At 70.9% G+C, this 21,712-nt stretch carries 22 protein-coding genes and 2 pseudogenes; 13 read left to right on the forward strand and 11 right to left on the reverse strand.

What is annotated here, in order from left to right:
* Positions 1–51: 51 nt before the first annotated feature.
* Positions 52–2,292 carry an MMPL family transporter gene (locus ACWGR4_RS40075; RefSeq protein WP_452129420.1) on the reverse strand — a complete coding sequence of 747 codons (2,241 nt, stop codon included), beginning with the start codon at positions 2,290–2,292 and terminating at the stop codon, positions 52–54.
* A 180-nt stretch (positions 2,293–2,472) separates the two neighbouring features.
* Between ACWGR4_RS40075 and ACWGR4_RS40080 the strand changes: the two genes are divergently transcribed.
* Positions 2,473–3,297 carry a TetR/AcrR family transcriptional regulator gene (locus tag ACWGR4_RS40080; protein WP_452129419.1) on the forward strand — a complete coding sequence of 275 codons (825 nt, stop codon included), beginning with the start codon at positions 2,473–2,475 and terminating at the stop codon, positions 3,295–3,297.
* Positions 3,298–3,338: 41 nt separating this feature from the next.
* Here ACWGR4_RS40080 and ACWGR4_RS40085 read toward each other — a convergent pair whose 3' ends face one another.
* Positions 3,339–4,322 carry a right-handed parallel beta-helix repeat-containing protein gene (locus tag ACWGR4_RS40085; RefSeq protein ID WP_452129418.1) on the reverse strand — a complete coding sequence of 328 codons (984 nt, stop codon included), beginning with the start codon at positions 4,320–4,322 and terminating at the stop codon, positions 3,339–3,341.
* A gap of 227 nt (positions 4,323–4,549) precedes the next feature.
* Here ACWGR4_RS40085 and ACWGR4_RS40090 point away from each other — a divergent pair, with 227 nt between their 5' ends.
* Positions 4,550–5,791: a serine hydrolase domain-containing protein gene (locus tag ACWGR4_RS40090; protein WP_380008066.1), complete on the forward strand. Its 1,242-nt coding sequence runs from the start codon at positions 4,550–4,552 to the stop codon at positions 5,789–5,791.
* Positions 5,792–6,056: 265 nt separating this feature from the next.
* Positions 6,057–6,866, forward strand: coding sequence for an NmrA family NAD(P)-binding protein (locus ACWGR4_RS40095; RefSeq protein ID WP_380007829.1), 810 nt, complete (start codon positions 6,057–6,059; stop codon positions 6,864–6,866).
* Here ACWGR4_RS40095 and ACWGR4_RS40100 read toward each other — a convergent pair.
* The gene (locus tag ACWGR4_RS40100; RefSeq protein WP_452129417.1) at positions 6,802–7,740 is read right to left on the reverse strand and encodes a LysR family transcriptional regulator; all 939 of its coding nucleotides are present in this window, start codon (positions 7,738–7,740) and stop codon (positions 6,802–6,804) included. The genes ACWGR4_RS40095 and ACWGR4_RS40100 overlap by 65 nt on opposite strands.
* A 176-nt stretch (positions 7,741–7,916) precedes the next feature.
* Between ACWGR4_RS40100 and ACWGR4_RS40105 the strand changes: the two genes are divergently transcribed.
* Complete coding sequence (locus ACWGR4_RS40105; protein ID WP_452129416.1) at positions 7,917–8,834, forward strand: ketopantoate reductase family protein; 918 nt, start codon at positions 7,917–7,919, stop codon at positions 8,832–8,834.
* A 217-nt stretch (positions 8,835–9,051) separates the two neighbouring features.
* Here the strand turns inward: ACWGR4_RS40105 and ACWGR4_RS40110 are convergent, their stop codons facing one another.
* Positions 9,052–9,348: a hypothetical protein gene (locus ACWGR4_RS40110; RefSeq protein WP_452129415.1), complete on the reverse strand. Its 297-nt coding sequence runs from the start codon at positions 9,346–9,348 to the stop codon at positions 9,052–9,054.
* Between the two features lie 321 nt (positions 9,349–9,669).
* Here ACWGR4_RS40110 and ACWGR4_RS40115 point away from each other — a divergent pair, with 321 nt between their 5' ends.
* The 4 genes from ACWGR4_RS40115 (at position 9,670) to ACWGR4_RS40130 (ending at position 13,050) form a co-directional block, all read left to right on the forward strand.
* The gene (locus tag ACWGR4_RS40115) at positions 9,670–10,527 is read left to right on the forward strand and encodes a nuclease (protein ID WP_380007817.1); all 858 of its coding nucleotides are present in this window, start codon (positions 9,670–9,672) and stop codon (positions 10,525–10,527) included.
* 71 nt (positions 10,528–10,598) lie between these two features.
* A complete protein-coding gene (locus ACWGR4_RS40120; protein ID WP_452129414.1) occupies positions 10,599–11,270 on the forward strand; it encodes a HEAT repeat domain-containing protein in 672 nt (223 codons plus the stop codon).
* Between the two features lie 3 nt (positions 11,271–11,273).
* On the forward strand, positions 11,274–12,278 hold the full coding sequence (locus tag ACWGR4_RS40125; RefSeq protein WP_452129413.1) for a MerR family transcriptional regulator: 1,005 nt from the start codon (positions 11,274–11,276) through the stop codon (positions 12,276–12,278).
* Between the two features lie 175 nt (positions 12,279–12,453).
* Positions 12,454–13,050: a class I SAM-dependent methyltransferase gene (locus tag ACWGR4_RS40130; RefSeq protein WP_452129412.1), complete on the forward strand. Its 597-nt coding sequence runs from the start codon at positions 12,454–12,456 to the stop codon at positions 13,048–13,050.
* Positions 13,051–13,117: 67 nt separating this feature from the next.
* On the opposite strand, the gene ACWGR4_RS40135 is transcribed toward ACWGR4_RS40130, so the two are convergent.
* Positions 13,118–13,714, reverse strand: a complete 597-nt coding sequence (locus ACWGR4_RS40135) for a YbhB/YbcL family Raf kinase inhibitor-like protein (RefSeq protein WP_452129411.1) — start codon at positions 13,712–13,714, stop codon at positions 13,118–13,120.
* A 522-nt stretch (positions 13,715–14,236) separates the two neighbouring features.
* Between ACWGR4_RS40135 and ACWGR4_RS40140 the strand changes: the two genes are divergently transcribed.
* Together ACWGR4_RS40140 and ACWGR4_RS40145 are read left to right on the forward strand one after the other, a co-directional pair.
* The gene (locus tag ACWGR4_RS40140) at positions 14,237–14,833 is read left to right on the forward strand and encodes a DUF7691 family protein (protein WP_452129410.1); all 597 of its coding nucleotides are present in this window, start codon (positions 14,237–14,239) and stop codon (positions 14,831–14,833) included.
* Between the two features lie 39 nt (positions 14,834–14,872).
* Positions 14,873–15,082, forward strand: a pseudogene (locus tag ACWGR4_RS40145) (protein kinase family protein); the annotation flags it as partial.
* Positions 15,083–15,201: 119 nt separating this feature from the next.
* Here ACWGR4_RS40145 and ACWGR4_RS40150 read toward each other — a convergent pair.
* Positions 15,202–15,664 (reverse strand): annotated as a pseudogene (locus tag ACWGR4_RS40150) (pyridoxal-phosphate dependent enzyme); the annotation flags it as partial.
* 70 nt (positions 15,665–15,734) lie between these two features.
* Positions 15,735–15,971 carry a DUF5988 family protein gene (locus tag ACWGR4_RS40155; protein WP_380007793.1) on the reverse strand — a complete coding sequence of 79 codons (237 nt, stop codon included), beginning with the start codon at positions 15,969–15,971 and terminating at the stop codon, positions 15,735–15,737.
* A 322-nt stretch (positions 15,972–16,293) separates the two neighbouring features.
* Here ACWGR4_RS40155 and ACWGR4_RS40160 point away from each other — a divergent pair, with 322 nt between their 5' ends.
* Positions 16,294–16,710 carry an ATP-binding protein gene (locus tag ACWGR4_RS40160; protein WP_380007790.1) on the forward strand — a complete coding sequence of 139 codons (417 nt, stop codon included), beginning with the start codon at positions 16,294–16,296 and terminating at the stop codon, positions 16,708–16,710.
* Positions 16,711–16,773: 63 nt separating this feature from the next.
* Here ACWGR4_RS40160 and ACWGR4_RS40165 read toward each other — a convergent pair whose 3' ends face one another.
* Together ACWGR4_RS40165 and ACWGR4_RS40170 are read right to left on the reverse strand one after the other, a co-directional pair.
* On the reverse strand, positions 16,774–17,475 hold the full coding sequence (locus ACWGR4_RS40165) for an HAD family hydrolase (protein ID WP_452129409.1): 702 nt from the start codon (positions 17,473–17,475) through the stop codon (positions 16,774–16,776).
* 156 nt (positions 17,476–17,631) lie between these two features.
* On the reverse strand, positions 17,632–18,555 hold the full coding sequence (locus tag ACWGR4_RS40170; protein WP_452129408.1) for a ScbA/BarX family gamma-butyrolactone biosynthesis protein: 924 nt from the start codon (positions 18,553–18,555) through the stop codon (positions 17,632–17,634).
* A 153-nt stretch (positions 18,556–18,708) separates the two neighbouring features.
* Here ACWGR4_RS40170 and ACWGR4_RS40175 point away from each other — a divergent pair, with 153 nt between their 5' ends.
* Positions 18,709–19,350 (forward strand): ScbR family autoregulator-binding transcription factor, encoded by a 642-nt coding sequence (locus tag ACWGR4_RS40175; RefSeq protein WP_452129407.1) that lies wholly within the window; start codon positions 18,709–18,711, stop codon positions 19,348–19,350.
* Positions 19,351–19,472: 122 nt separating this feature from the next.
* Positions 19,473–19,730 carry a WhiB family transcriptional regulator gene (locus tag ACWGR4_RS40180; protein ID WP_380007778.1) on the forward strand — a complete coding sequence of 86 codons (258 nt, stop codon included), beginning with the start codon at positions 19,473–19,475 and terminating at the stop codon, positions 19,728–19,730.
* Between the two features lie 21 nt (positions 19,731–19,751).
* Here ACWGR4_RS40180 and ACWGR4_RS40185 read toward each other — a convergent pair whose 3' ends face one another.
* Both ACWGR4_RS40185 and ACWGR4_RS40190 read right to left on the reverse strand, forming a co-directional pair.
* Positions 19,752–19,949 carry a hypothetical protein gene (locus ACWGR4_RS40185; RefSeq protein ID WP_380007776.1) on the reverse strand — a complete coding sequence of 66 codons (198 nt, stop codon included), beginning with the start codon at positions 19,947–19,949 and terminating at the stop codon, positions 19,752–19,754.
* A gap of 293 nt (positions 19,950–20,242) precedes the next feature.
* Positions 20,243–21,637: a M64 family metallopeptidase gene (locus tag ACWGR4_RS40190; protein ID WP_452129406.1), complete on the reverse strand. Its 1,395-nt coding sequence runs from the start codon at positions 21,635–21,637 to the stop codon at positions 20,243–20,245.
* Positions 21,638–21,712: the final 75 nt, after the last annotated feature.

Here is a 21,712-nt window from a genome sequence, read left to right on the forward strand (position 1 = left end):
GGGGGGGGGGGCCCGATGTGGCCCCCCCCTCCGCCACCCGCACCGGTGTGCTCAGACGCCCGCCGGGTCCTTCTCGCTCGCCTCGACCAGAGGCTTCGGCGCGACCGCCGGGGCCGGGCCGCCTTCGCTCAGGCCGAAGCGGTCGTGGAACCTGCGCAGCGGGCCGGGCGCGTACCAGGCCGCACGGCCCAGCAGCCGCATCGCGACGGGGACCAGCACGCCCCGCACGGCGATCGCGTCGATCAGGATCGCCAGCCCCGTACCCATGCCGAACATCTGCATGAAGCTGATCGCGGCCGTCCCGAAGGCGAAGAAGCTGACCGCGAGCAGCGCGGCCGCGGCGCTGACGATGCGTCCCGTGTGGCCGAGGCCGTTGACCACGGCGGACTCGGTGCCCTCGCCCTCGTCGTGCAGTTCCTTGATCCGGCTGAGCACGAACACCTCGTAGTCCATCGACAGGCCGAAGGCGATGCAGAACATCAGCACGGTCATCGACGTGTCCATCGGCTGCGGGGTGAAGCCGAACAGGGAGGCGAGATGACCGTCCTGGAACATCCAGGTCATCACGCCCAGGGCCGCGCCCAGGCTGATCATGTTCAGGAGCAGTGCGCGCAGCGGCTGGACGACGCTGCCGGTGAACAGGAAGAGCAGGAGGAAGGTGGTGACGGCGACCAGGGCGATCGCGGCGGGGAGCCGGCCGCCGATCGAGTCCTTGGAGTCGACCAGCTCGGCGTCGGTGCCGCTGACCAGCGGGTGGGTCCCCGGGGGCGGCGTGACCGCCCGTACGTCGGCGACCAGGTCCTGGGCGGCGTCCGACTTGGGGGCCAGGGGGCTGACCACGTCGATGCGCTGGGCGTCCGGGCGGCCCATCGCCGGGTTGCCGGCGCCGGGCGCGGCGGGCCGGCCGCCGATGTACGTGCCGATGGAGGTCGCGACGCGGACCACGTCCTTGTGCCGGGACAGTTCGCTCGCGTACGCCGCCAACGGGCCCTCGGTCACCGGACCGTTGATCACGATGTGCACGGCCGCGGCGTCGTTGCCGTCGAAGTTCGCCCGCAACGCGGTCGAGACCTCCCGGCTCTGCGCGTCCTCGGGCAGCACCCGTTCGTCGGCCGTGCCGAAGGTGATCCCGAGCAGCGGGCTCGCGGCAAGCAGCAGTACGCCGAGCACCGGAATCGCGGTGAGCGCGGGACGGCGCATGACGGTGCCGGCGATCCGTCCCCACAGGGGCGTGCGGGCGGAGGCGGGGCGGTCGAACTTCGCCCACGGCATGCGACCGCTGTTGACCCGGTGCCCCAGGAGGGCGAGCAGCGCGGGCATCACGAACAGGGTGGCGACCGCGGCGACGATGATCACGCCGACCCCGGCGTAGGCGAACGAGCGCAGGAAGAACTGCGGGAACACCAGGAGTGAGGCGAGCGCGGCGGCGACGGTGGCGGCGGAGAACGCGACCGTACGGCCCGCGGTGCGCACGGTGTGCCGGACGGCGTCGTCCACCTCCGCCCCGGCCGCGAGGTGTTCGCGGAATCGGCTGATCATCAACAGGGCGTAGTCGATGCCGAGGCCGAGCCCGAGGGCCGTGGTCAGGTTGATCGCGAAGACCGAGACGTCGGTGAGGCCGCCGAGGACGGCGAGTTCGGCGAACGTGCCGACGACCGCGACGGTACCGATGACCAGCGGCAGCAGCGCCGCGACCACGCTGCCGAAGACGACCAGGAGCAGGAGCAGGGTCAGCGGTACGGCGATCGCCTCGGCCAGGACGAGGTCCTTCACCACCTGCTCGGACAACTCGTCGCCCACGGCGGTGGCGCCGCCGGCCTGGACGGTGAGCCCGGGCCCGTACCGTCCGGTGTAGTGCTCCAGGATGCCCTTGACGTGCTCCGCGCGCTCGCTGTCGTCGCCCTTGACGTGGGCGAGCACCATGGCCTGTCGGCCGTTCTTGGAGCGCAGTTCCGGGGTGCCCGCGTCCCAGTAGGAGATCACGTTGTCGAGGTGTTTCTCCTTTTTGAGATCGGCGACCAGGTTCTGTCCGCCCTGCTTGGCCGCGGGGCCGTCGACGCCGCCGTCGGGGGCGCGGACCAGCAGGACCAGGTTGGTCTCCCCGCCGAACTTCTTGTCGATGACCTGTTTGGCGCGGGTGGACTCGGAGGCCGAGTCGTCGAACCCGCCACCGCTCAGCAGTTTGCCGAACGCGCCGGCGCCCAGGACGCCCATCAAAACCACGAGCAGACCCGCGACGACGAGTACCAATTTCGGCCGGCGAACCGTGAGTTCGGCTATGCGTTCAAACACGGGTTGTCTCCTTGAACTCTTGCCATAACAAAAGAAAAGACCTGGAATGCGCCGTTCGCGGCGCTCCCTGCCACGGTTGACGACCCTAGTGACGTACAAGAAACTTTGGCAGTGTTAGATTTTCTTCACAGGGTGCGCCGGGGTCGTGGCGCGCCGGAACCTTCGTCGTAAGGTCGTCGCATGTCTCCTGCCGAAGCCGGATCGACCGCGCCCACACCGCCCACGTCGTCCGCGTCGTCCGTGGCGCCTGCGCCGCCGGCGCCTTCCGCGCCGCTCACGCTGCGTGAGCGGCGCCGGGCCGCCGCCGTGCAGGAGATCCTGAGCGCCGCCGAGGAACACATCGGCCGGGAGGGGCCACACTCGTTGTCGCTGCGTGCGGTCGCCCGCAGCCTGGGGATGACCGTGCAGGCGCTCTACCACTACTTCCCGAGCCGGGACGACCTCGTCACCGCGCTCATCACCAAGGCGTACGACGACCTGGCGGACGCCGTACAGGTCGCGGTCGACGCCGTCGCCGACCCGGGCCTGTCGCGCATGGTGGCCGCCGCCGAGGGTTACCGCCGGTGGGCCGTCGCCAACCCGGAACGGTTCCAGCTGATCTACGGGGCGCCGCTACGCCACTACGCGGCGCCCACCGACGGCCCGACCACCCAGGCCGTGCGCCGGATGAGCGCGATCTTCGAGCGCGAGCTGTTCGGCGGGTCGACCACGGAGCAGCTGGCCGCCGCGGACATCCCGCCGCTGTCGCCGGCGCTGCGCGAGGAGTTGGAGCGGCTGCCACCGGACGGGCTGGGCTCACTGCCGCCACCCGCCGTCGCCATCATCCTGAGCGCCTGGGGCCACATGCACGGCCTGGTCTCTCTGGAGGTGTTCGGCCACACCTCGTTCGTCGACACGCACCAGGCGGAGATTTTCCGCATCGCGATGTACACGATGCTCGCGGACATCCACCGCCGCATCCCGCCGGCGGATCGGGCCGCCAAGGCGCGACGGCCCCGTCCGTAGGCGGTCCGCGGAGGGACCGGGTTCGGTCGCCTGCGGCGCGGTCAGGGGATGACCGGGACGCCCGGGTTGACCAGGCCGTTGCCGCCGACGACGGTGTTGTCGGCGGTGACCGTGGTGGGGCAGGCGGCGGTGTACGAGAAGGCGTGGATGGCGAGGCGGTCCGGGCCCGTCGTGCCGGTCAGGTCGGCGCGGTTGGCGTGAAAGACGGTGCCGCAGCCCCAACCCGGGAACTGCGCGTGCACCTGGAAGCCGTCGTTCGTGGAGTCGCGGCCCGTGTTGTCCTCGATCAGGTAGCCGTTCCCCTTCACGTCGACCCACGAGTCGTCGTAGTTGTTCCCGGTCAGGCCCGTGCCGTCGAAGGTGTTGCCCGCGACCCGGCCGCCGGTGGTGCCCTCCTTCAGGTCCACCGCCTCGCCGCCCACGTCGGGGCCGATCACGTTGCGCAGGATCTGCACCCGATCGCTGCGGTCGGCAAGCGTGTTGGCGGTACCGACGTACACGCCTTCGCCCATGCCGCGGTTGTCCCGGCCGGTGTCGTAGATCCGGGAGTCGACGATCGCGCCGTCGCTGCTGGAATTACGGAAGTGCACGCCCTCCATGGTGAGTTCGTGCACGGTGACGGAGTCCACCAGCACGCCCGGGGCGGCATCGATCATGATGCCCTTCTGGGCGTGGGTGAGGGTGATGCCGCGTACGGTCCAGTAGGCGGCGCCGTCGAGGTGCAGGGCGTAGCCGCCGCCGGTGCCGGTGCGCAGTACGGCGTTGGTGGAGCCGACGAGGGTGATCCGGGCGTCGGCGCGACCGGCCCTGGTGGTACGGAAGTTACCGGTGTACGTGCCGTCGGCGAGGCGGATGGTGGCGCCCGGGGCGGCCGCGGCCAACGCCGACTTGAGCTGCGCCGACGTCGACACGAGCACGACCGGGTCGGTCGCGGAAGTGGACGCGGCGGCGTGGCCGGGCGGTGCGGCGGCGAGCATGATGGCGAGGGTGCTCACCAGGGCGAGCGACAGGGTACGGATGCGCATCGGGCAACCTTCCGTCGAGACGGTGACGGGACGCGTGCGGGCGAGTCGGGCCGGTGCATCCACCAGCGTGCGGCATCCGCGCGTAGAGGTCTAGACCAGCACGGTGCCCATGTGTGCCCGGGGTGCGTTTGCGACCCGAATGGGTTGATTTCGGGGACATCGGGTGATCCGGAGGCCGTCGGCGGGGGAGGATGGGCGAGGCTGACGAGAGGGAGGCTGCGGTGGCGATGCGGACGGTACGAAGGGCCCTGGTCGCCGCGCTCGCGGCCGTCGCGATGACCGCCGTCGGGGCCGGCGTGCCCTCGACGGCGAGCGATACGGCCGCCGCTACGGGCGGGTCCGCCGCGTCGGGGGCCGGCCACGAACAGACCCGGGCCGCCATGGACTTCGCGATCCGCTCGGGCGTGCCGGGCGTCATTGTCCGAGCCCGGGACGCGCATGGCGCCTGGCGTGCCACGGCCGGGGTCGCCGACTTGCGTACGGGCCGCCCGCCCCGCCCGGTCGACCGATTCCGGGTGGGCAGCATCTCCAAGCCGTTCATCGCCACGGTCCTGCTGCAACTGGAGGCCGAGGGCCGGCTGAGCCTCGCGGACAGCGTGGAGAAATGGCTGCCGGGCCTGGTCCGCGGAAACGGTAACGACGGCCGCGCCATCACCCTGCGGCAACTCCTCAACCACACCGGCGGCATTGCCGACTACACGGACGACCCCGACCTGCACCTCCTGGGCAAGACCTTCCTGGACCACCGCTACGACACCTGGACACCGGAACGACTGGTCGCGATCGGCCTGAAGCACGCCCCGACGTTCCCGCCCGGCGCCGGCTGGAACTACACCACCACCGCGTACGTGCTCGCCGCGATGGTCGTCGAACGGGTCACCGGCCACACCTATGCGGCCGAGGCCGACCGGCGCATCTTCGTCCCGCTCGGGCTGCGCTCCACGCTCCTGCCCGGCACGTACCCCCGCATCCCGGCGCCGAGCGGGCGGATGTACACGAAGTTCCCGGACGACCCGGACCAAAGGGTGTACGACATCACCGAGTTCGACCCGTCCTGGGGATGGGCGGCCGGCGAACTGGTGTCCGACGCCACTGACCTGGACCGTTTCCTCGCCGCCCTGATGCGCGGGCGCCTGCTGCCCGAGGCGCAGATGGCCGAGCTGACCACCACCGTGCCCTCACCCGACTTCGGCGACGGCCAGGACGACGGCCTGGGCGTCTTCCGCGCCACACTGCCGTGCGGCACACAGGTGTGGGGACACACCGGCTTCCTGCCGGGTTCGCAGAGCATGGCGTACACCACCCGGGACGGCGGACACACCCTGGTGGTCAACTTCGACACCGACTGGGCAGGCAACACCGACGCCGCCGGCTACCTACTCCTCGCCGAATTCTGCGGCACGGCCCCGCCGTCGGCACTCACAAGCCCGCCACCCAAGCCCCAAGGGCCGCGTAATCGGCCGCGGTGAGCCCATGCACGGCATCCACGCAGTGCAGCAACGCCGACGCAGGATGGTGAGCGGCCACCCAGGCCCGATCACCCTCACCGATCTCGTCGTCGACCCACACGAACGCCCGCCCCGCCGCCGCCCGGCTCCGCCGAGTGCTCGTGCCGGTGCTCCGTGCGGGCTGGGCCGGAATCGTCGGGTGGTCCCGAAAAGGGATTCGTGGAGGCGACTTGACCTCAAGTGGAGTTGAACTTCTAGCGTCGTCGGAAACGAAAGGGGTTCGGCTGTGACGACGCTTGTTACGGGTGCCACCGGGAACACCGGTCGGCATGTGGTGGCGGAGTTGGTTCGGCGCGGGGAGAAGGTTCGGGCGTTGACGCGTGATCCGGTCGCGGCCGCGGGGAGGCTGCCGGCGGGGGTCGAGACGGTGGTCGGGACGCATACGTCGCCGGAGGGGTTGGGTGCCGCCCTCGACGGTGTGGATCGGCTGCACATCACTGTGACGGCGGGAGCGGCCGAGGCCGGGCCGGAGTTGGTGCGGCGAGCGGTCGAGGCGGGCGTACGGCGCATCACGGTGGTGTGGGGCGGTTGGGTCGGTCCGGTCGAGCAGGCCGTGGCGGACTCGGGGGTGGAGTGGACGCGCCTGGAGCCGCAGGAGTTCATGTCCAACACGTTGACCTGGATCGACTCGATCCGGGCCGAGGCAGTGGTGCGCGAGCCGTACGACTTCCCCAGCGCGCTCGTGCACGAGGCCGACATCGGCGCGGTGGCCGCGACCGCCCTGCTCGACGACGGCCACGCGGGTCGCGTGTACAACCTCACCGGGCCCGAAGCGCTGACCACACGCGAGCGGATCGCGATCCTGGCGCGGGCGATCCACCGCGACATCGACTTCGTCGCGATCACGCACGAACAGGCCGTGGCCAGGCTGATGGCCGGTGGTGTTTCCCGGGAGGACGCCGACTATGTGATCGGCTGGTACGCCGACCCGCCCGCCGATGCCACCACGGTGGTGGACACCGTCGAACGGGTCACCGGTCGGCCCGCCCGTACGTTCGGTCGATGGACGTCCGATCACGCGGGTCGGTTCCGGTGAGGGTGACGCTGTCGGCGAAGGCGCGGGCCAGGGGGGTCAGGTCGTCCCAGCGGCGTACGGCCCAGCCGACCGGCAGGCGGGGCAGGGCCGGGATGGGCAGGAAGCGTACGGGATCGGTGTCGGCGGGAGCCCGCCGGTCGGGCAGGGCGGGCACGATGGCGTGTCCCAGGCCCAGTTCGACCAGCAGGATGGCGGTGTCCCAGTCGGCGACGCCCGATTCGGGCGGGATGCGGATGTCCAGTTTCGTGAAGGCCGCGTCGAGGTGGGCCCGCGAGGAGGAGTCCTCCGGAGGCCGGATGTAGCGGATACCGGCCAGGTCGGCCGCGTCGACGCGGGTGCGTTCGGCCAGCGGGTCGTCCGCCCGGACCGCCAATACCCAGGGCAGTTCGGCCACGCAGCGCTGTTGGATGCCGGGAATCGGGCCGCCGACGGTGATCCAGGCGAGGTCGAGGGTGTTGGAGGCGAGCGCGTCGAAGCAGCTTCGACTGGAGGTCTCGGTGCGAAACTCCAGACTGGCCCCGGGGTATCGGCTGCGGAAGGCGACGACTGCCGCCGACATGAAGTGCCGCACGGTCGTCGCGCCCGTGGTGACCCGGACCGATCCCGTTTCGCCGCAGGCCAGTTCGTCGAGCCGGCGAAGGGCCACATCCAGTCCGGCGATGCCGTCGGCCGCCGCCGCGTGCAGCAGTCGACCCGCCGCCGTGGGGGCCACGCCGCGCGGGTGCCGCTCCAGGAGTTGCACCTTCGTCTCGCGTTCCAACCGCTTCACGTGCTGGCTCACCGCCGACTGGGTGCACGAGAGGTCCCGGGCGACGGCGCTCAGGCTCCCGGCCCGGCACACCGCAACGAAGATACGGAGGTCATCGAGGGTCATGACCCCAAGGTAAGGCTTGGGAAGTTGGCAGCAAACCCGAGGATTGACTTGGATTGCCGCCCGGTTCGATCATCGGAACCGGGCGGCAACCCGACCCGACCACACGTCCCCGTCCGGACGGGAGACAGCTCGGCGGGACGGGTGCCGACCCTCGTCGCCATCGAAAGGAACCGTCCGTGCCCGCTTCGACGTCGTCCCACGAGCCCGCCGCCGTGCCTCCCAAAGCCGTGGCGGTCCTCGGGCCGGGAGGGGTGGGCGGGCTGCTCGCCGCCCTGCTGTCCCGCGCCGGCCACCGCGTGACCTGCGTCGCGGGCGAGGAAACCGCAAAAGCCCTGCGCCGAGACGGAATTCGGGTACGCAGCGGGCAGTACGGCGAGTTCACCGCCCGCGTCGAGGCGGACACGCGCCTGCGCGAACCCGTCGATCTGTGCCTGATCACGGTCAAGCACACGGGACTACACGACGCGCTGGAGCGGATCCCGGCGGAAACGATCGGGGACGGGGTGATCCTGCCGCTGCTCAACGGCGTCGAACACCCGGCCCTGTTGCGCGAATACTACGGCGAACAGGCCGTCGTCCCGGGCGTGATCCGCGTCGAGTCCACCCGTCTCGCGCCGGGCGTCATCGAACACGGCAGCCCGTTCACGGAGATCGACCTGGCCGGCCCGCGAGAGCGCGTCGAGCCGTTGACGGCGATGTTCACCGACGCCGGTGTGCACACCCGGGCGGTGGGCGGCGAGGCAGCCGCGTTGTGGGCGAAGCTGGCCTTCCTCGCGCCCTTCGCGCTGCTCACCAGCCGCTACGGGCTCACCATCGGCGAGGTGCGGACCGGGCGGCGCGCGGAACTGCTCGCGCTCGTCGAGGAGGCCGCTGCGGTGAGCCGGGCCTGTGGCGTCCCCGTCGATCCGGCGCACTCCCTGGCGCTCTACGACGCGTTCCCGGAACAGACCAAGTCGTCCATGCAGCGCGACGTCGAGGCCGGTCGACCCACCGAACTCGACGCGATCGGCGGCGCGTTGCTGCGCGCGGGCGCGCGACACGGCGTCTCTGTACCCGTCGCGACCCGGCTGGTGGCCGAACTGACCCCGCGGTGAGGTCGCTTCGGCCCGCGGGTGTGACACGGACCGGGCCGGCGCGCGTCAGTGGAACACCGTCCACTCCACGTCGGTGACGGCGAGGGACGGCGAGGGCGGAGGCGACGCGATCGTCGATCACCAGCTCCTCGCCGGGTCGCTGCATACCACCCCCGACGCGCGGCGGCCCGGGCGGCGCGGTCCCGGACCGGGCCGCCGGGGCCGAGGGGTGGGGTCGTCAGGGGGTGACCACGGTGTGGGCCTGGTAGATCCTGGGCTTCGGGTTGGGCACGCCCAGTTCCTCGAGGATGGGGATGATGGTCTTGCCGAACTCCCGGAAGGCCTCCTCCGATTCCCAGACGTCGACGACGAGCCAGCCGTCCTGGGTGGCGGCGGAGGTGTGCGAGATGAGGCCGGACACGGGCCAGTCCGAGGGGTTCTTCACCGGGCCGGCGTGGCCGGAGACCTTCTCCGCGCTCTGCTCGTACTGGCTGCGGGTCATCCCCGGGACGTCGAAGACGGCGACGATCGGCATGCTGGGCTCCTGTTCGGGAGGTGGACGTGGTCGTGGACGTGGAAGAGTCCGACCAGCCGAGTGCACCATCAGCCCCGGCCCGCCGCATGCCGACTGACCCGAACGGGCGTGCCGCAACCGGACCGCGGCGACACGCCGAAGTGGGCGGAAACCCGTGCCGGCGGGGCCGGGTGGGCATAGCGTGGCCCCGCCGTGAGCTTCGTGTGACGGCCGTGTCACCCGGCGCGAGATTGCGTGGGCCGCGTGTTCGCGTCTCCGCGTGTTCGGGTGCTCGTCGGCGGCACATGTGGCGCCCGTTCCTCGCACCCCATGGGGGTCGCCATGCCCATGCTGTTGATTCAGGGCTCGTTCCACATCATCGGAGCCCAACCGGACGGGGACTCCCTCCACTTCACCCCCGACGACCCCACCGAGTGGGACCTCGTCCAGGGCAGACATCGGGTCCGACACAACAGCGCCGGCACCAACCAGCTGCGGCTGGACGCGATCGACGCCCTGGAGACCCACTACGGCCCGCAACGCGACCACCAGCCCCTGGAGTTCGCGCACGCCGCCGCCGCCGAGCTGCTCGCCTGGCTCGGCTTCACCGATGTCCGACGCGAACCCGACGAGACGGTCAGTGGGGCCGTCCCGGAGCGGGTGCCCGGGTACATCCTCACCCGCGATGCCGACCTGCACGGCCGATGCATCGCCCTGGTCGGCAAGGGAACCCCGCCGGGCGCGAGCGGTACCAACGTCATGGTGGACGTTCCGCTGCTGCGGACCACCGTCAACCACCACCTGCTCGCGACCGGCCTGGTCTACCCGACGTACTACCGCAACCTGTTTCCGGACCTGCGCGGCGAGTTCACCGCCGCGACGCTCCGGGCGAGGGCCGCCGGCAGCGGGCTCTGGCCCCGGGACGCGACCACCTCCGGTGCCGAGATCACCGGCATCCCCTCGATCACCGACGATGTCGTGATCCTCCCGAAGCTGTTCCGCAGACTCGACGACTACCTGCGTCTCGGCGACCCGTCCCTGGAGGGCTTCCCCGCGTTCCTGGCCCAGCACCCGGACCGGTACTTCATCCTGTCGACGGGCCACTCCACGACCGGCCTGGACTTCGTCGTCGAAGTCACGGACGCACAATACGTCCGCATGACCCACCCACCCGAGGACCTCGTCTTCGACGAAGGATGACGCTCCGCCGGCCCTCGGGTTGACCTTGACACGGTGACAACGTTTTGACTGTGGCCGAGGAGGTGGTCGCGATGGCCATGGCGAAACAGGGCGCGGGCACGATGCGAGGTCTGCGGGGACTGGCGGACGGCGATCCGTCGGTCCGGGTGCGGGTGGCGCTGGCGGCCGGCACGAACCCGGACCCGGGATTCGTCCGCACGCTCGTGGAGCGGTGCGGGATCGACCCCGACTTCCAGGTGCGCGAGACGTTGACGTGGGCGCTCACCCGCCACCCGGCGTCGCTGACGGTCCCGCTGCTGGTCGAGGAGCTGCGTTCGGAGCGTACGCGGGCACGTAGCCAGGCGTTGCACACGCTGTCCAAGATCGGGGATCGGCGGGCGTGGCCGGCGATCACACCGGCGCTGCTGTCCGACGCCGACGACGAGGTCGCGCGCAGCGCCTGGCGGGCCGCGGTGGCACTGGTGCCCGAGGAGGCCCGGCACGAGCTGGCCGTAGTGTTGGCGACGCAGCTCGGGCGCGGCGAACGCGAGACGCGGCTGAGCCTCAGCCGGGCGCTGATCGCGCTCGGGGAGGCGATGTTGCCGACACTCGGCGCCGCGACGACGGACCTCGACCCCCGCGTGCGAGCGCACGCGATCGCGACGGAGCGGTTGTGGCGCGATCCCGATGCCGGATTCGAGTTCGCGATCGAGGAGGCGAAGCGTGTCGCGGCCCTCGGCGGGGCCGGTGCGGAAGGGCGGTAGGCAGTGTTGATCGGTGACGTCGCGCGACGGTCCGGGGTCAGCGCCCGCATGCTCAGGCATTACGAATCACTCGGACTGGTGCGGCCGACGGGTCGCACCGGTTCGGGCTATCGGGAGTATTCCGGTGAGGACATCCGGCGGATCTTCCACATCGAGAGCCTGCGGTCGTTGGGACTGTCGCTGCGCGACGTCGGGCGGGCGCTCGACGATCCCGCCTTCGCGCCCGCCGAGCTGGTCGACGATCTCATCGAGCGCACGCGCGAGCGCATCGCCGCCGAGACCCGATTGTTGACGCGACTGCGGCGGATCGGCGCCGCCGAACCGGCCGGCTGGGAGGACGTGCTCCAGATCGTCGCGCTGCTACAGGCGTTGGGATCGCAGAGCGCGGGCGCGCGGCAGCGGGCGGCGCTGTCCGCGATCGACGAGGGGCCCGTGCCGGTGGAAGCGCTGGTCGAGGCCGTGCTGGGCGAGTCGGACCCGAATGTGGCCGGCGCCCTGCGCTGGGCCTTGGCGCAGGCGGGCGAGGACGCGCCGGCACTGCTGGCGGCGGGGCTCGACACGCCGGAGGCGGAGGTACGGGAGCGTGCCGTCCGCTCCATCGCCGAGATCGCGAACGCCGAGGCGACCGCGCTGCTCCGGGGCGCGCTCACCCACTGCGACGAGGTGGTCCGCGAGCAGGCGGCGTTGGCGCTGGGCGCACGCGGCGTGGCGGACGCGGTTCCGACGCTCCTGGACATGATCGTGGCGGGGCGGAACGACGCCGACGCGGCCGACGCGCTGAGCGTGGCGGCCGGCGACCCGGCGGCGGCGGAGCGTATCGCCGGCGGCCTGGTCGACCGCCTCGCGCATGCCGCGGCGGGGTCGTCGGCGCGTCGCCGGTTGACCCAGGCCCTGGCGGACATTCCGGGGAGCACGTCGTCACGGGCGCTGGCGAAGCTGTCCCGGGACGCGGACCGCGTCGTTGCGTCGACCGCGACGTACATCCTCGAGCTGCGCCGTGCGCGATAGCGGCGGATGTGGCGTGCATCGGCGAAGTCTGTTGCCGTGCTCCCTTTTTCGTGGGGGCGGCCGGGCATCTCGCCGACCTATGACGGGAGTTCGGCACGTGGATCATCGGGGCCCCGGCTCCGTCCGGCAATGTGCCGCCGCCTAACCTGTTGATCGACTCGGGAGGTCGATGGACATGGCGAACTACGCTCGTATGTACCGCTTCGGAGTGACGCCCTGGGAGTCGTACGGGAAAGCCTCGGGGGAGAGCATCGCGGCGGTACTCGCCCGTGAGGACGTCGACCGACCGCGACCGCTCGGCCGCGCGCTGGATCTGGGGTGCGGGCGCGGCCGGTTCACGCCGGAACTCGCCCGGCGGGGCTGGCAGGCCGTGGGCGTCGACTACGTGCCGGCCGCGATCGAGGCGGCCCGACAGCGGGGCGACGAAGATGTCACCTACGTCGTGGGCGACGTGACCGACCTCGGGTCGGCCGATCTGGGAACCTTCGACCTCTTCGTCGACATCGGCTGCTTCCAGGGCTTCGACGCAGGCGCGCGGCAGGCCGTCGGCCGCGGGGTCACGGCACTGGCCGCGCCGGATGCCACGCTGCTGATCCTCGCGTTCGGCCCGAGCCGGTACCGCTCCTTCGTGGGCGGCACGAGTCGGGACGAGATCGAAGCCGCGTTCCCCGACTGGGAGTTGTCAACCGTCGAGCCGGCCCCCACGGCGGGCCTGGGCTGGCCGATGAACCGGACCAAACCCCAGTGGTTCCGGCTGCGCCGCCGGTCCTGATCCGCGCGCGGATGCCGGCGCGCCGCAGACGGTGCCGCGGCGCGCCGTGCGTCTCGGCACCGGAGGGCTACGACTCGCCGCTGATCCTGGCCGAGCCGATCGAGGCCGCGGCGATCGTCCTGGCGGCGGTCTGCGTCGAGGAGCCGGAGTTCAGCTCGGTCAGCGATGTCCGGTCGAGCGCGTGGACGACGAACTCGTAGGTGTTGACGGTCGACGGCGAGCAGGGCCCCTGGTAGCCGTACAGGCTCGCGCTGCCCCGGTAGTAGACCTGCCGTGCTCCCGCCGGCACCGATGGCCGGTAGGCGTGGTCGACGTTCTGGGGCAGCGAGGTGGTGCCGACCGGGATGTCGTAGATGACCCAGTGGATGAGGTTGGCGTTGTCGAGATCGCGCATGACGATCGCGTAGCTCTTGGCGGCGGCCGGCGCGCCCGACCAGGCCAGGGGTGGGGACTCGTTCCTCTTGGCCGGGTCGTGGCCGCCACCGCTGGTGCACTCGTGGACCTTGGGGATGAGGCCGCCGTCCGCGAACGCGGCGCTGGACAGGGCGAAGGCGTTGCGATTCGCCGGGGACGCCGGCGCCGACGATGCCGACGCGGCGACGGGCGAGAGGCCGACGGCCCAGGTGGCGAGCAGGGCGCACAGCACGATGCGTGTGCTTCTCACTGGAGGCTCCCGTGGATGCTTGTGGCGTGCGGTGGAATTCAGCCTAGGCACCCCGGATTCCGGCGGCCAACACCTCATACGAAGGCCGAGTTTTCCATTTCGGTCAACATCTCAGCCGCATTCCCGTCCGACAACGAAGCGCCGGCGCCGACCGCGACGTCTACTCGCGATAGGTGTACTCGGCGCCCGGGCCGGCGGGGGAGGAGTAGCCGTTCGAGACCACGGTCACGTTCACGGTGCCGGGATCGGTCGGGCCGAGAGCGGGTGCCGGAGCGAGGGCGACGATTTGGGTGGGCCGGGTGCCGGGGAGGCGCGTGCTGCGACAGTGTCTCCCCCGATGGGCGGGAGGGGGCCGCGCTCGCCGCGATGGCGGCCAGTGCCATGGCCACGGGGGCCGCGGCCGACGGGAGGGCTTGATCCGACATGCCGACTCTCCTGGCCCCCGATGGCACGGAACGGGCCGTCTCGGGGCTTGTGCAGCCCTCGACGGGGCGTGTCGGCCGGTGCGGATAGGTTGGCCGTATGAGTGTTTCGCTGTCGTTGTTCCTGGTCGACCCCGAACTCCCGCGTGCCGTGGTGGGATCCGGTGACGTGCGGGTTCGCCGCGCGATCGGTGGGCGGTTCAAGCAGGAGATGTCGCAGGACGACGAATACTTCGCGCACGAGATCGAAAACGGTGCGCCGACGCGATACGAGGCGCTGACGGCGGTCGTGGAAGGCGGCCCGTTCGAGGAGCGGCACGCTTTCCAGTACGGGTACGCGTACCGGATGATCTGTGCCTTCCACGGGCGCCGGTTGTGGGGCAACAGCTTCTCGCCCTTCAAGTTCGCGTGGCTGGGGCACGTGGACGAGGCCCTGAAGTCCCTCGGCATCGAGGCCGTCACGGTGTCCGAATTCGGCTACGGCCTGCCCGAGCCGCTCCCGAACGCCGACCTCCCCGGCCACGGCGTCTGGACGCCGGATGCCTGCGCCACCGCCCTGTCCCAGTACGAGGCCGTCACCGAGGAACAGCTCGCCACCCTGGACGGCGACCTCCGCGAGGCAGTCGAAGAAATAGGCACCTGGCTCCACGAATCCCGCACCCACCCGAGCCGCGGCATCGTGGGCTTCCTGTCCTGATGCCCTGACACCACGATTCGGGGCAGCGAGGAGCCGTCGATGCGCCACTTCGAGACGCGGTATGCCGCGCGTCTGGCCGCGTATGGGGTGGTGGCCACCCGCCTGTCCCTGCTGAGCGATCGGCGACTCGGTGAAGTCGTGGCGTCCGCTGCTCCGGTGGGGTCCGGTATCGGCGGTCGGGCCGCGGAACTGGAGGTCGACGGGACACGGGTCTTCGTCAAAAGGGTGCCGTTGACGGACCTCGAGCTTGTGTGGTCTGGCTGCCGACACTGGTCGTCGTTGTCTCGGGGCCGGTGAGGGACACCTTGCTCGTGGTCGGGACCATCTCGGCCGGCGCGGCTGCGCTGTGGCGTGTGGCCCGAGTGTTGGCCCGATTCGATCAGAACGGCGTCGAACGCCGGTGTGGTGGCGGCCGGTTCCAGGCCGATGGTGGCCGCGCCCTCACAGGTTTCGAGGTCCAGGCTGTCCTCGACCAGGCGGATGCCGTGGTGCCGCGCGACGGCCGCCGCCCGCTCGCGTGCCGCGTCGAAGTCGCCGTCCACCAATTCCAACTCGGCGGCGCGCGGACCATGCGAGGGCCTGGCCGAGGTTGCCCGCGCTCGCGCATACCGCCGCACGTGCGCCCGCGTCGGCGAGGTGGCTCGCGACCGGTTCGGCGCCTCGGCCCTCGAAGCTGCGGATCGGGTTCGCCGTTTCGAGCTTGATGCTCACCGCACACCCGAGGCCGGGTTCGAGCGCATCGCAGCGGTACAGCGGAGTGTCGAGAAAAACCGGGTCGATCACCCGCCGAGCCGCCCGGATCCGAGCCGTGTCGAGCCGCGTCCCTTGCACGGGACGACAGCGTAGTGCCGTGCGACGGGGAGACGTTGGGCGTTTGCCCGCCGTGCCATGCGCCCGGCGGCTATTCGGCGATGCGTGTGGAATAGCTCCAGCGGTAGAGCGGTAGGTGCGCGCCGTCCAACTCCACCGCGCCACCGGTGTATTCGTAATGTTCCCGCCCGTTGCGGAAGGCCACGGACACCTTTTCGGGTATACCCGGTCCGTTTACCACCAGGACCGCCGGCATCTCGGGGATCCCACCCGTCAGAGCCACCCGCACCTCGTCGCCCGGATGGGTGGGAATCGCGCCACTGGTCATCGTCCACCTCGCATCTTCCACCTCGCATCACCCGTCACCGCGCAAGGGCCGCACGGCGAGATCGACCGGGAGTTGCTCGCCCCGCAAGCACAACATCACCGCGGGTGTCCGGCACAGGGCGCACGAACGCATCGTGGGCGCGCGGGCGGCCGGGAGAACGCCGGCATGCCTTCGATCACTTCTTCCACGCCCTTGCGCGTCCCACGAGAGAGCGTGTACGCCGCGAACACCGGCGTGCGCGACAGTGATCCCCGAGGCGGCGTGAGTGCGGCCGCATGGGGCAGACGTCCGGTCGACGGCGACCCGGCGAGAGGAGCATGACATGGCGGACCTGCGAGCGGTCGGGTGGGCACACTCCTTTCCGATCGGCGGCGGTGTGGAGGCGGGTCGGCGCTGGGCCCGGGAGCGGCTGGCCTGCCTGCCATGGACGGCGGACGCCCCGGAGACGGTGGACGACATCCTCCTTACGGTTTCGGAATTGATCACCAACGCCCACGTCCACGCGCACAGCACGGCCCGACTGGTCCTGGCCTGGGACAGCCGCTGCCTGAACGTCTACGTCGCCGACACGGGCCCCGGACTGCCGGCCCCGCGCGGCCCCGAGAGTCTCGCCACCTCGGGCCGGGGCCTGGCCATCGTCGACGCGATCGCCGACGAATGGCACACCCACCCCACCCCGCACGGCAAGGCCATCACGGCCTGCTTTCACCCACCTGGCACCTCTGCGCACGACGGATGAACCACCGCCGGCCCTCCGCGACCACCGTGCGCGCGGTCGCGGAGAGCGACGATCGGGCCGTGCTCAGATGCGTACGCAGGCGCCCACCGGCTCACGCGACTCGGCCCAGGCGACAAGGGCCGCGTCGGCCAACGTGGGCACCCACATGTCGACGAGGGCCAGCTCCTCGTCGCGCGGGGCGGCCCCCACGCCCAGGACTCGCAGGCCCGCGCGCGAGGCGGACAGGATGCCGCAGTAGGAGTCCTCGACCGCAAGGCACACGGACGGCGGCGCGCCGCAGGCCCGCGCCGCCGCGAGATAGACGTCCGGGTCGGGCTTGGGACGCAACGTCGCGTCCGGGACCACGATGTCGGTGAAGTACGGAAGCAACCCGGCCTGCGCCAGCCCCGACTCCACGACGTCGCGCGGGCAATTGCTCGCCACCGCCAACGGCGCGAAGTCGGCCGCCAGACGTACCAGTTCACCCGCGCCCGGAATGGTCACGGGGGCGGCGGCGACCAACTTCCGGAAGTGGTCCAGAAGTTGCGCCGTCACCTGGTCGGCCTGGCCGGCGGACAGCCCGATCACCTCGGTCATGACCCGTCCACATTCGGTGAAATGCAGGCCCTTCGTGCGTTCGCCGAAGTCGTCCGGGGTGTCCATGCCGTATCCGCGCAGCACGAGTTCGCGTGCCTCTTCCCAGTGACACTCGCTGTCCATCAGCGTGCCGTCGCAATCGAAGACGATTGCCGCGGGAGTCCAGGAGAGAAGGGAGTTTCCTGCCATCGGTGAGCCATCCGATCGAGAGATGTGGATCCGGGGCGACATCCCGCCCGAGGCGTCGGCGGACGGGATTTGCTCCGAAACATAACGATCATTACGCTAGGTCGAATACGGTCCGTATTCAAACAACAGCGGATTGTCTGCGTGTCGACGTCGGGGTCAGCGGTAGCGCGCCGCCCCCAGGGCCGTGTACGCCCCGCCCTGCCGGAAGCGGAACGAGGCCTGTCGACCGTGGTGCAGCGTGCACTCGATCCGCGCGGGCGGGTCGAACTCGGTGAACAGGGGGGTACGCAGGCGAAATGCCGTCGGCCGAAGCAGTTCGCCGTCGCTCACCAGCGCGATCGCCTGCCGGGCGGCCTCGACGAGCACCATCCCGGGCACGTGGTCGCAGGGGTGATCGAAGAAGAACGGATGCAGCCGATCGGCCGGATCCACCTCCAGGACACCGCCGTCGGATTCGGCGACCAACACGTCCCGGGGCAGCGTCGCGTCCACCGCCTCCGGCGTCGGCCGTACACGCGAAGCCGCCGGGCGCGCCCCCGCAGCGCCCCGGCGCAGCGCCGCGTACGTGTCGGGGTCCAGGAAACGTGCGTTGCCCCCCGCGCGGGCGAAGGTCGTGTCGCCGACCGACAGCCGTACTCGCAGCCGTGCCCCCCACAATCCGCGGCCGTCGCGCGTGGAGCGGAAGTCGTCCACCTGCGCCAAACAGGTGATATCGCTTGCGCCACTCGTCGAACGTGGCTCCGCCGAGGCGTCGACACCGTAGAAAAGGTCCTTGATCAGGAAGTGTGCCTCCGGAGGCACCGCATAGAACTGCGCCGGAATGAAGATTCCGAGCTGACGGAGGGTTTCCAGGACCATCAGCCGACTGTGGCCACCGTCGTCGGCGGGGCGAAACGTGGGATGCGAGCAGGGCCACTGGGCGGCGGCCAGGAAGGTCGTGCCCGCGACCCGGACCACGTCGGTGAGCAGCACCTCGGCCACCGACACTCGATGGACCGATTCCCGTTCCACCGTGCGCGACCAGCTCAGGAGCCTCGCCGACGAGCGCGAGGACGCCGTGTCGCCGCCAAAAGCAACCATGAATACAAGCAGAACCCAGGTGCCGGGAAGGTGCATGTCGTCTCCGTTCCACCCGTCGGGTGACGGCGCGCGTGGCCCGGCGATCCGGCCCGCCGGCGCGGCCCGAGGGCAGACGATTCCCACCCGGGCGTTCGAGTTGGAGGTAGGTGGCACGTGCAGGCACGGGCAGGGGCGACTCGCCGGTCTCTTCTGGAGACCGCGGCATGTCTGTTCCACGAGCGAGGTTTCGCGGGTACCAGCATCAGCGACATCGGCAACGCGTCGGGACTCACCAGCGGGGCCATCTATTTCCACTTCTCGAACAAGGACGCCCTGGCCCGCGCGGTCGTCGAGGCACACTTCGCCACGTGGCCGGTGTTGATCGAACGACACACCGGGACCGGCGTGCCGGCGGTGGTGGGCCTGGTGCGGTTGAGCTTCGACGTGGCCCGGGCGTTTCGGGACGATCCGCTCGTGCGCGGTGGTGCGCGGTTGTGGAGCGAGCGGTACGGGATCGACGCGACGCTGCCCGCGCCGTTCGTGGGCTGGATCGCCGCCGTGCGAGCCCTGCTGGAGCGGGCGCGGGAGGAGGGCGAACTCGCGGAGCGGATCGAGACCGCCGGGGCGGCGAAATCGATCATCCATGCGTTCTTCGGCCTGCATACGGTCTCCGACGCGCTCTCCGGCCGGGCCGACATCGAGAACGACCTCGCCGACCTGTGGCGGCTGCTCCTCCCGGCCCTGCTGGCAGATCCGGGCGCGGCGGAGGACACGTTGCGGCTCGCCCTGCCGACCGTCGACGAGGTGCGGGCGTGAGGATCGGCGAACTTGCTCCGGGTTTCGCCGACTCGGCCGGTTGGGTGGAGGTATCCCGGGCAGCAGGGCCGAGAACCCGAACCGCGGGGCCGCGCCCCCTGGGCGCGGCCGGAAAGGAAGACATGGACTGGCGATCCGCCGCTGCCTGTACGCACGAAGACCCCGAACTGTTCTTCCCGGTCGGCAACTCCGGCCCGGCCAGAGAGCAGATCGACCAGGCGAAATCCGTCTGTCGACGGTGCCCCGTAATCGATCGTTGCCTCTCCTGGGCGATGGCGACCAAACAGGAGAGCGGTGTGTGGGGCGGCCTCAGCGAGGACGAACGCCGCGCGCAGCGCAGAAGAGACACCCGAAGGCACCACAACCGCCACGCGGCCTGAGCCGGGATCCCGCGTCGACGGTCACGGTTCCCGCTGTAGGCGTGCCTTGAACTGCCGCGTCGTCGGCGGCGGTACCGCCTGGGTGAAGTTGGCGAACGGTTCCGCGGCGGCGATCAGGGCCGCCAGGGCCGGGGAGGTCGCGGCGTCCGGGTGCGCGGTGAGCGCCTCGCGGGCCTGCACGATCGCAGCCCGCAGTTCCTCGTGGCGAGTGGTCGGCATCGCGGTTTCCCTCCCGGACGGGCACGAGGATCGTCCGACAGGTTCCGACCTCGGTACGGCAAACATTATCCGAGGCGGAGTACGCGAAAGCGGATACAACCCGGCTCCCACAGTCGTGGCGGAGCGGTCACGATGGGGCGATCGGCTCCCGAGGGGCCGGACGAGACGGCGCGACCCCGGCGCGAGGGGCGCGCCGGGGTCGCCGTGCTGCCGGTGGTTCGTGCGGTCGGTCCGGATGATCCGGGCCGGATTCGGACGGTCCGGGTCGGAGCCCGATGGTCGGGCCGGGATGGTCAGGCCCGGATGGTCCAGGTCAGACTCGTGCGCAGGGTCTCGGCGATGGCGGGGTCACGGACCGAGTCGGTCGGGTCGACGACCACCACGGTCAACCGGTGCGGCCCCGGGCGACGCGGGTCGAGGCGCAGTTCCGAGACCTGCATCGTATCCTCCCGCGCCGGTGGCTTCAGCGGCTTGTCGTCGAGGTACCACCGCACCCGAAGCGGCCGCGCGGCCGGGCCGGTGGGCCGGGCCAGGGCGATGCGCGCGCTGTCCCCGGCTCGCAACGTCCGCGCCGTCGGGGTGAGGGCGTATGCCGCGGACGCGTGTCGGTGGAAACCGGCGATCATCGCCTCGACACCGGGCAGATTGAAGGGCTTGCCGGTGAAGCGCATCAGCGAGCCGTCCGTCGGCCGGTTCAGGCCGGTCACGTAGTAGCCGCCGCCCGTGTACGCGCCGACCGTGCCGCCGTCCGGTGAGGCCTGGCCCAGCCAGCGGTACCACTTGGCGTGGGTGCTCCGCATTCGCGCGGCGGACAGTTCGGTGATGTTGGACTCGCCCGGTTCGGGCCCGGTGTAGTGCTCGTAGCCGGGGACGCCGGGATAGAAGTACTCGTCGGCGAGCTTGCCGAGCGAGTGCCCCGTCTCGTGGATGGCGACCTGGCCCGACTGGGCGTTGTGCGCGGAGGAGGTGGCGATGCCCTCGTAACCGAGCGTCGGACTGGGCGTGTTGTAGCCGGCGCCGCCGTACTTGGCGCTGTTGGCGAGCACCATCACCAGGTCGACGGCGGGGGCGTTGTCGACGTACGCGTCGACCTTGGCCTCGTCGACGCACAGCAGCCGTTCGGTGTTCTCGCACCAGAAGTAGGATCCGAGTGCCGTGTCCCGGACCACGTCCCGGGACGGATCGCCGGACACTCCGGACTGGCGGGAGACCGCGTCCACCGCCCAGACGTTGAAGAGGTTGGCGTACGTGGTGTACGGCTCGACGGCCACGATCTCCGCCCAGCGCTCCCTGACGTCCGTGTGGAATTGCGCGAGTTCGCCCGCGGTGTAGCCGTCGCCGACGAAGACGATGTCGAGGCGGTTCGCGGTGGGGCCGTTGTCGACGACCTTGGTGACCGTGCCGTCGCCCGGCGCGGTTTCGGAGGAGAGGGCGCCCGGTGGCGATCCGTCCCTGCCCCGCCGGGAGACCCAGGTGTACCCGGAGCCCGCCTCGGTGTGTGGTTGCGCGAGCGCGGTGGGTCCCGCGGTTTCGGGGCCGGGGATCTCGACTTGGACCCGGTCGGCGGTCGGTGTGCCCGCGGCGGCACCGGCGGCCGCACCCGGGGCGGTGACGACGGCGCACACGAAAGCGACGGCCGCGGCGGCCGCCGGCATGGATGTGCGAAGGGATGTACTCGATCTGCGCAAGGGATTCTCCTTGGCACGCGAGGGGAGATAGATCCGGACTTCAGTGAATCCAAGTCCGAACTTAAGCTAAACGTC

This window comes from Embleya sp. NPDC055664 (genome assembly GCF_053618075.1).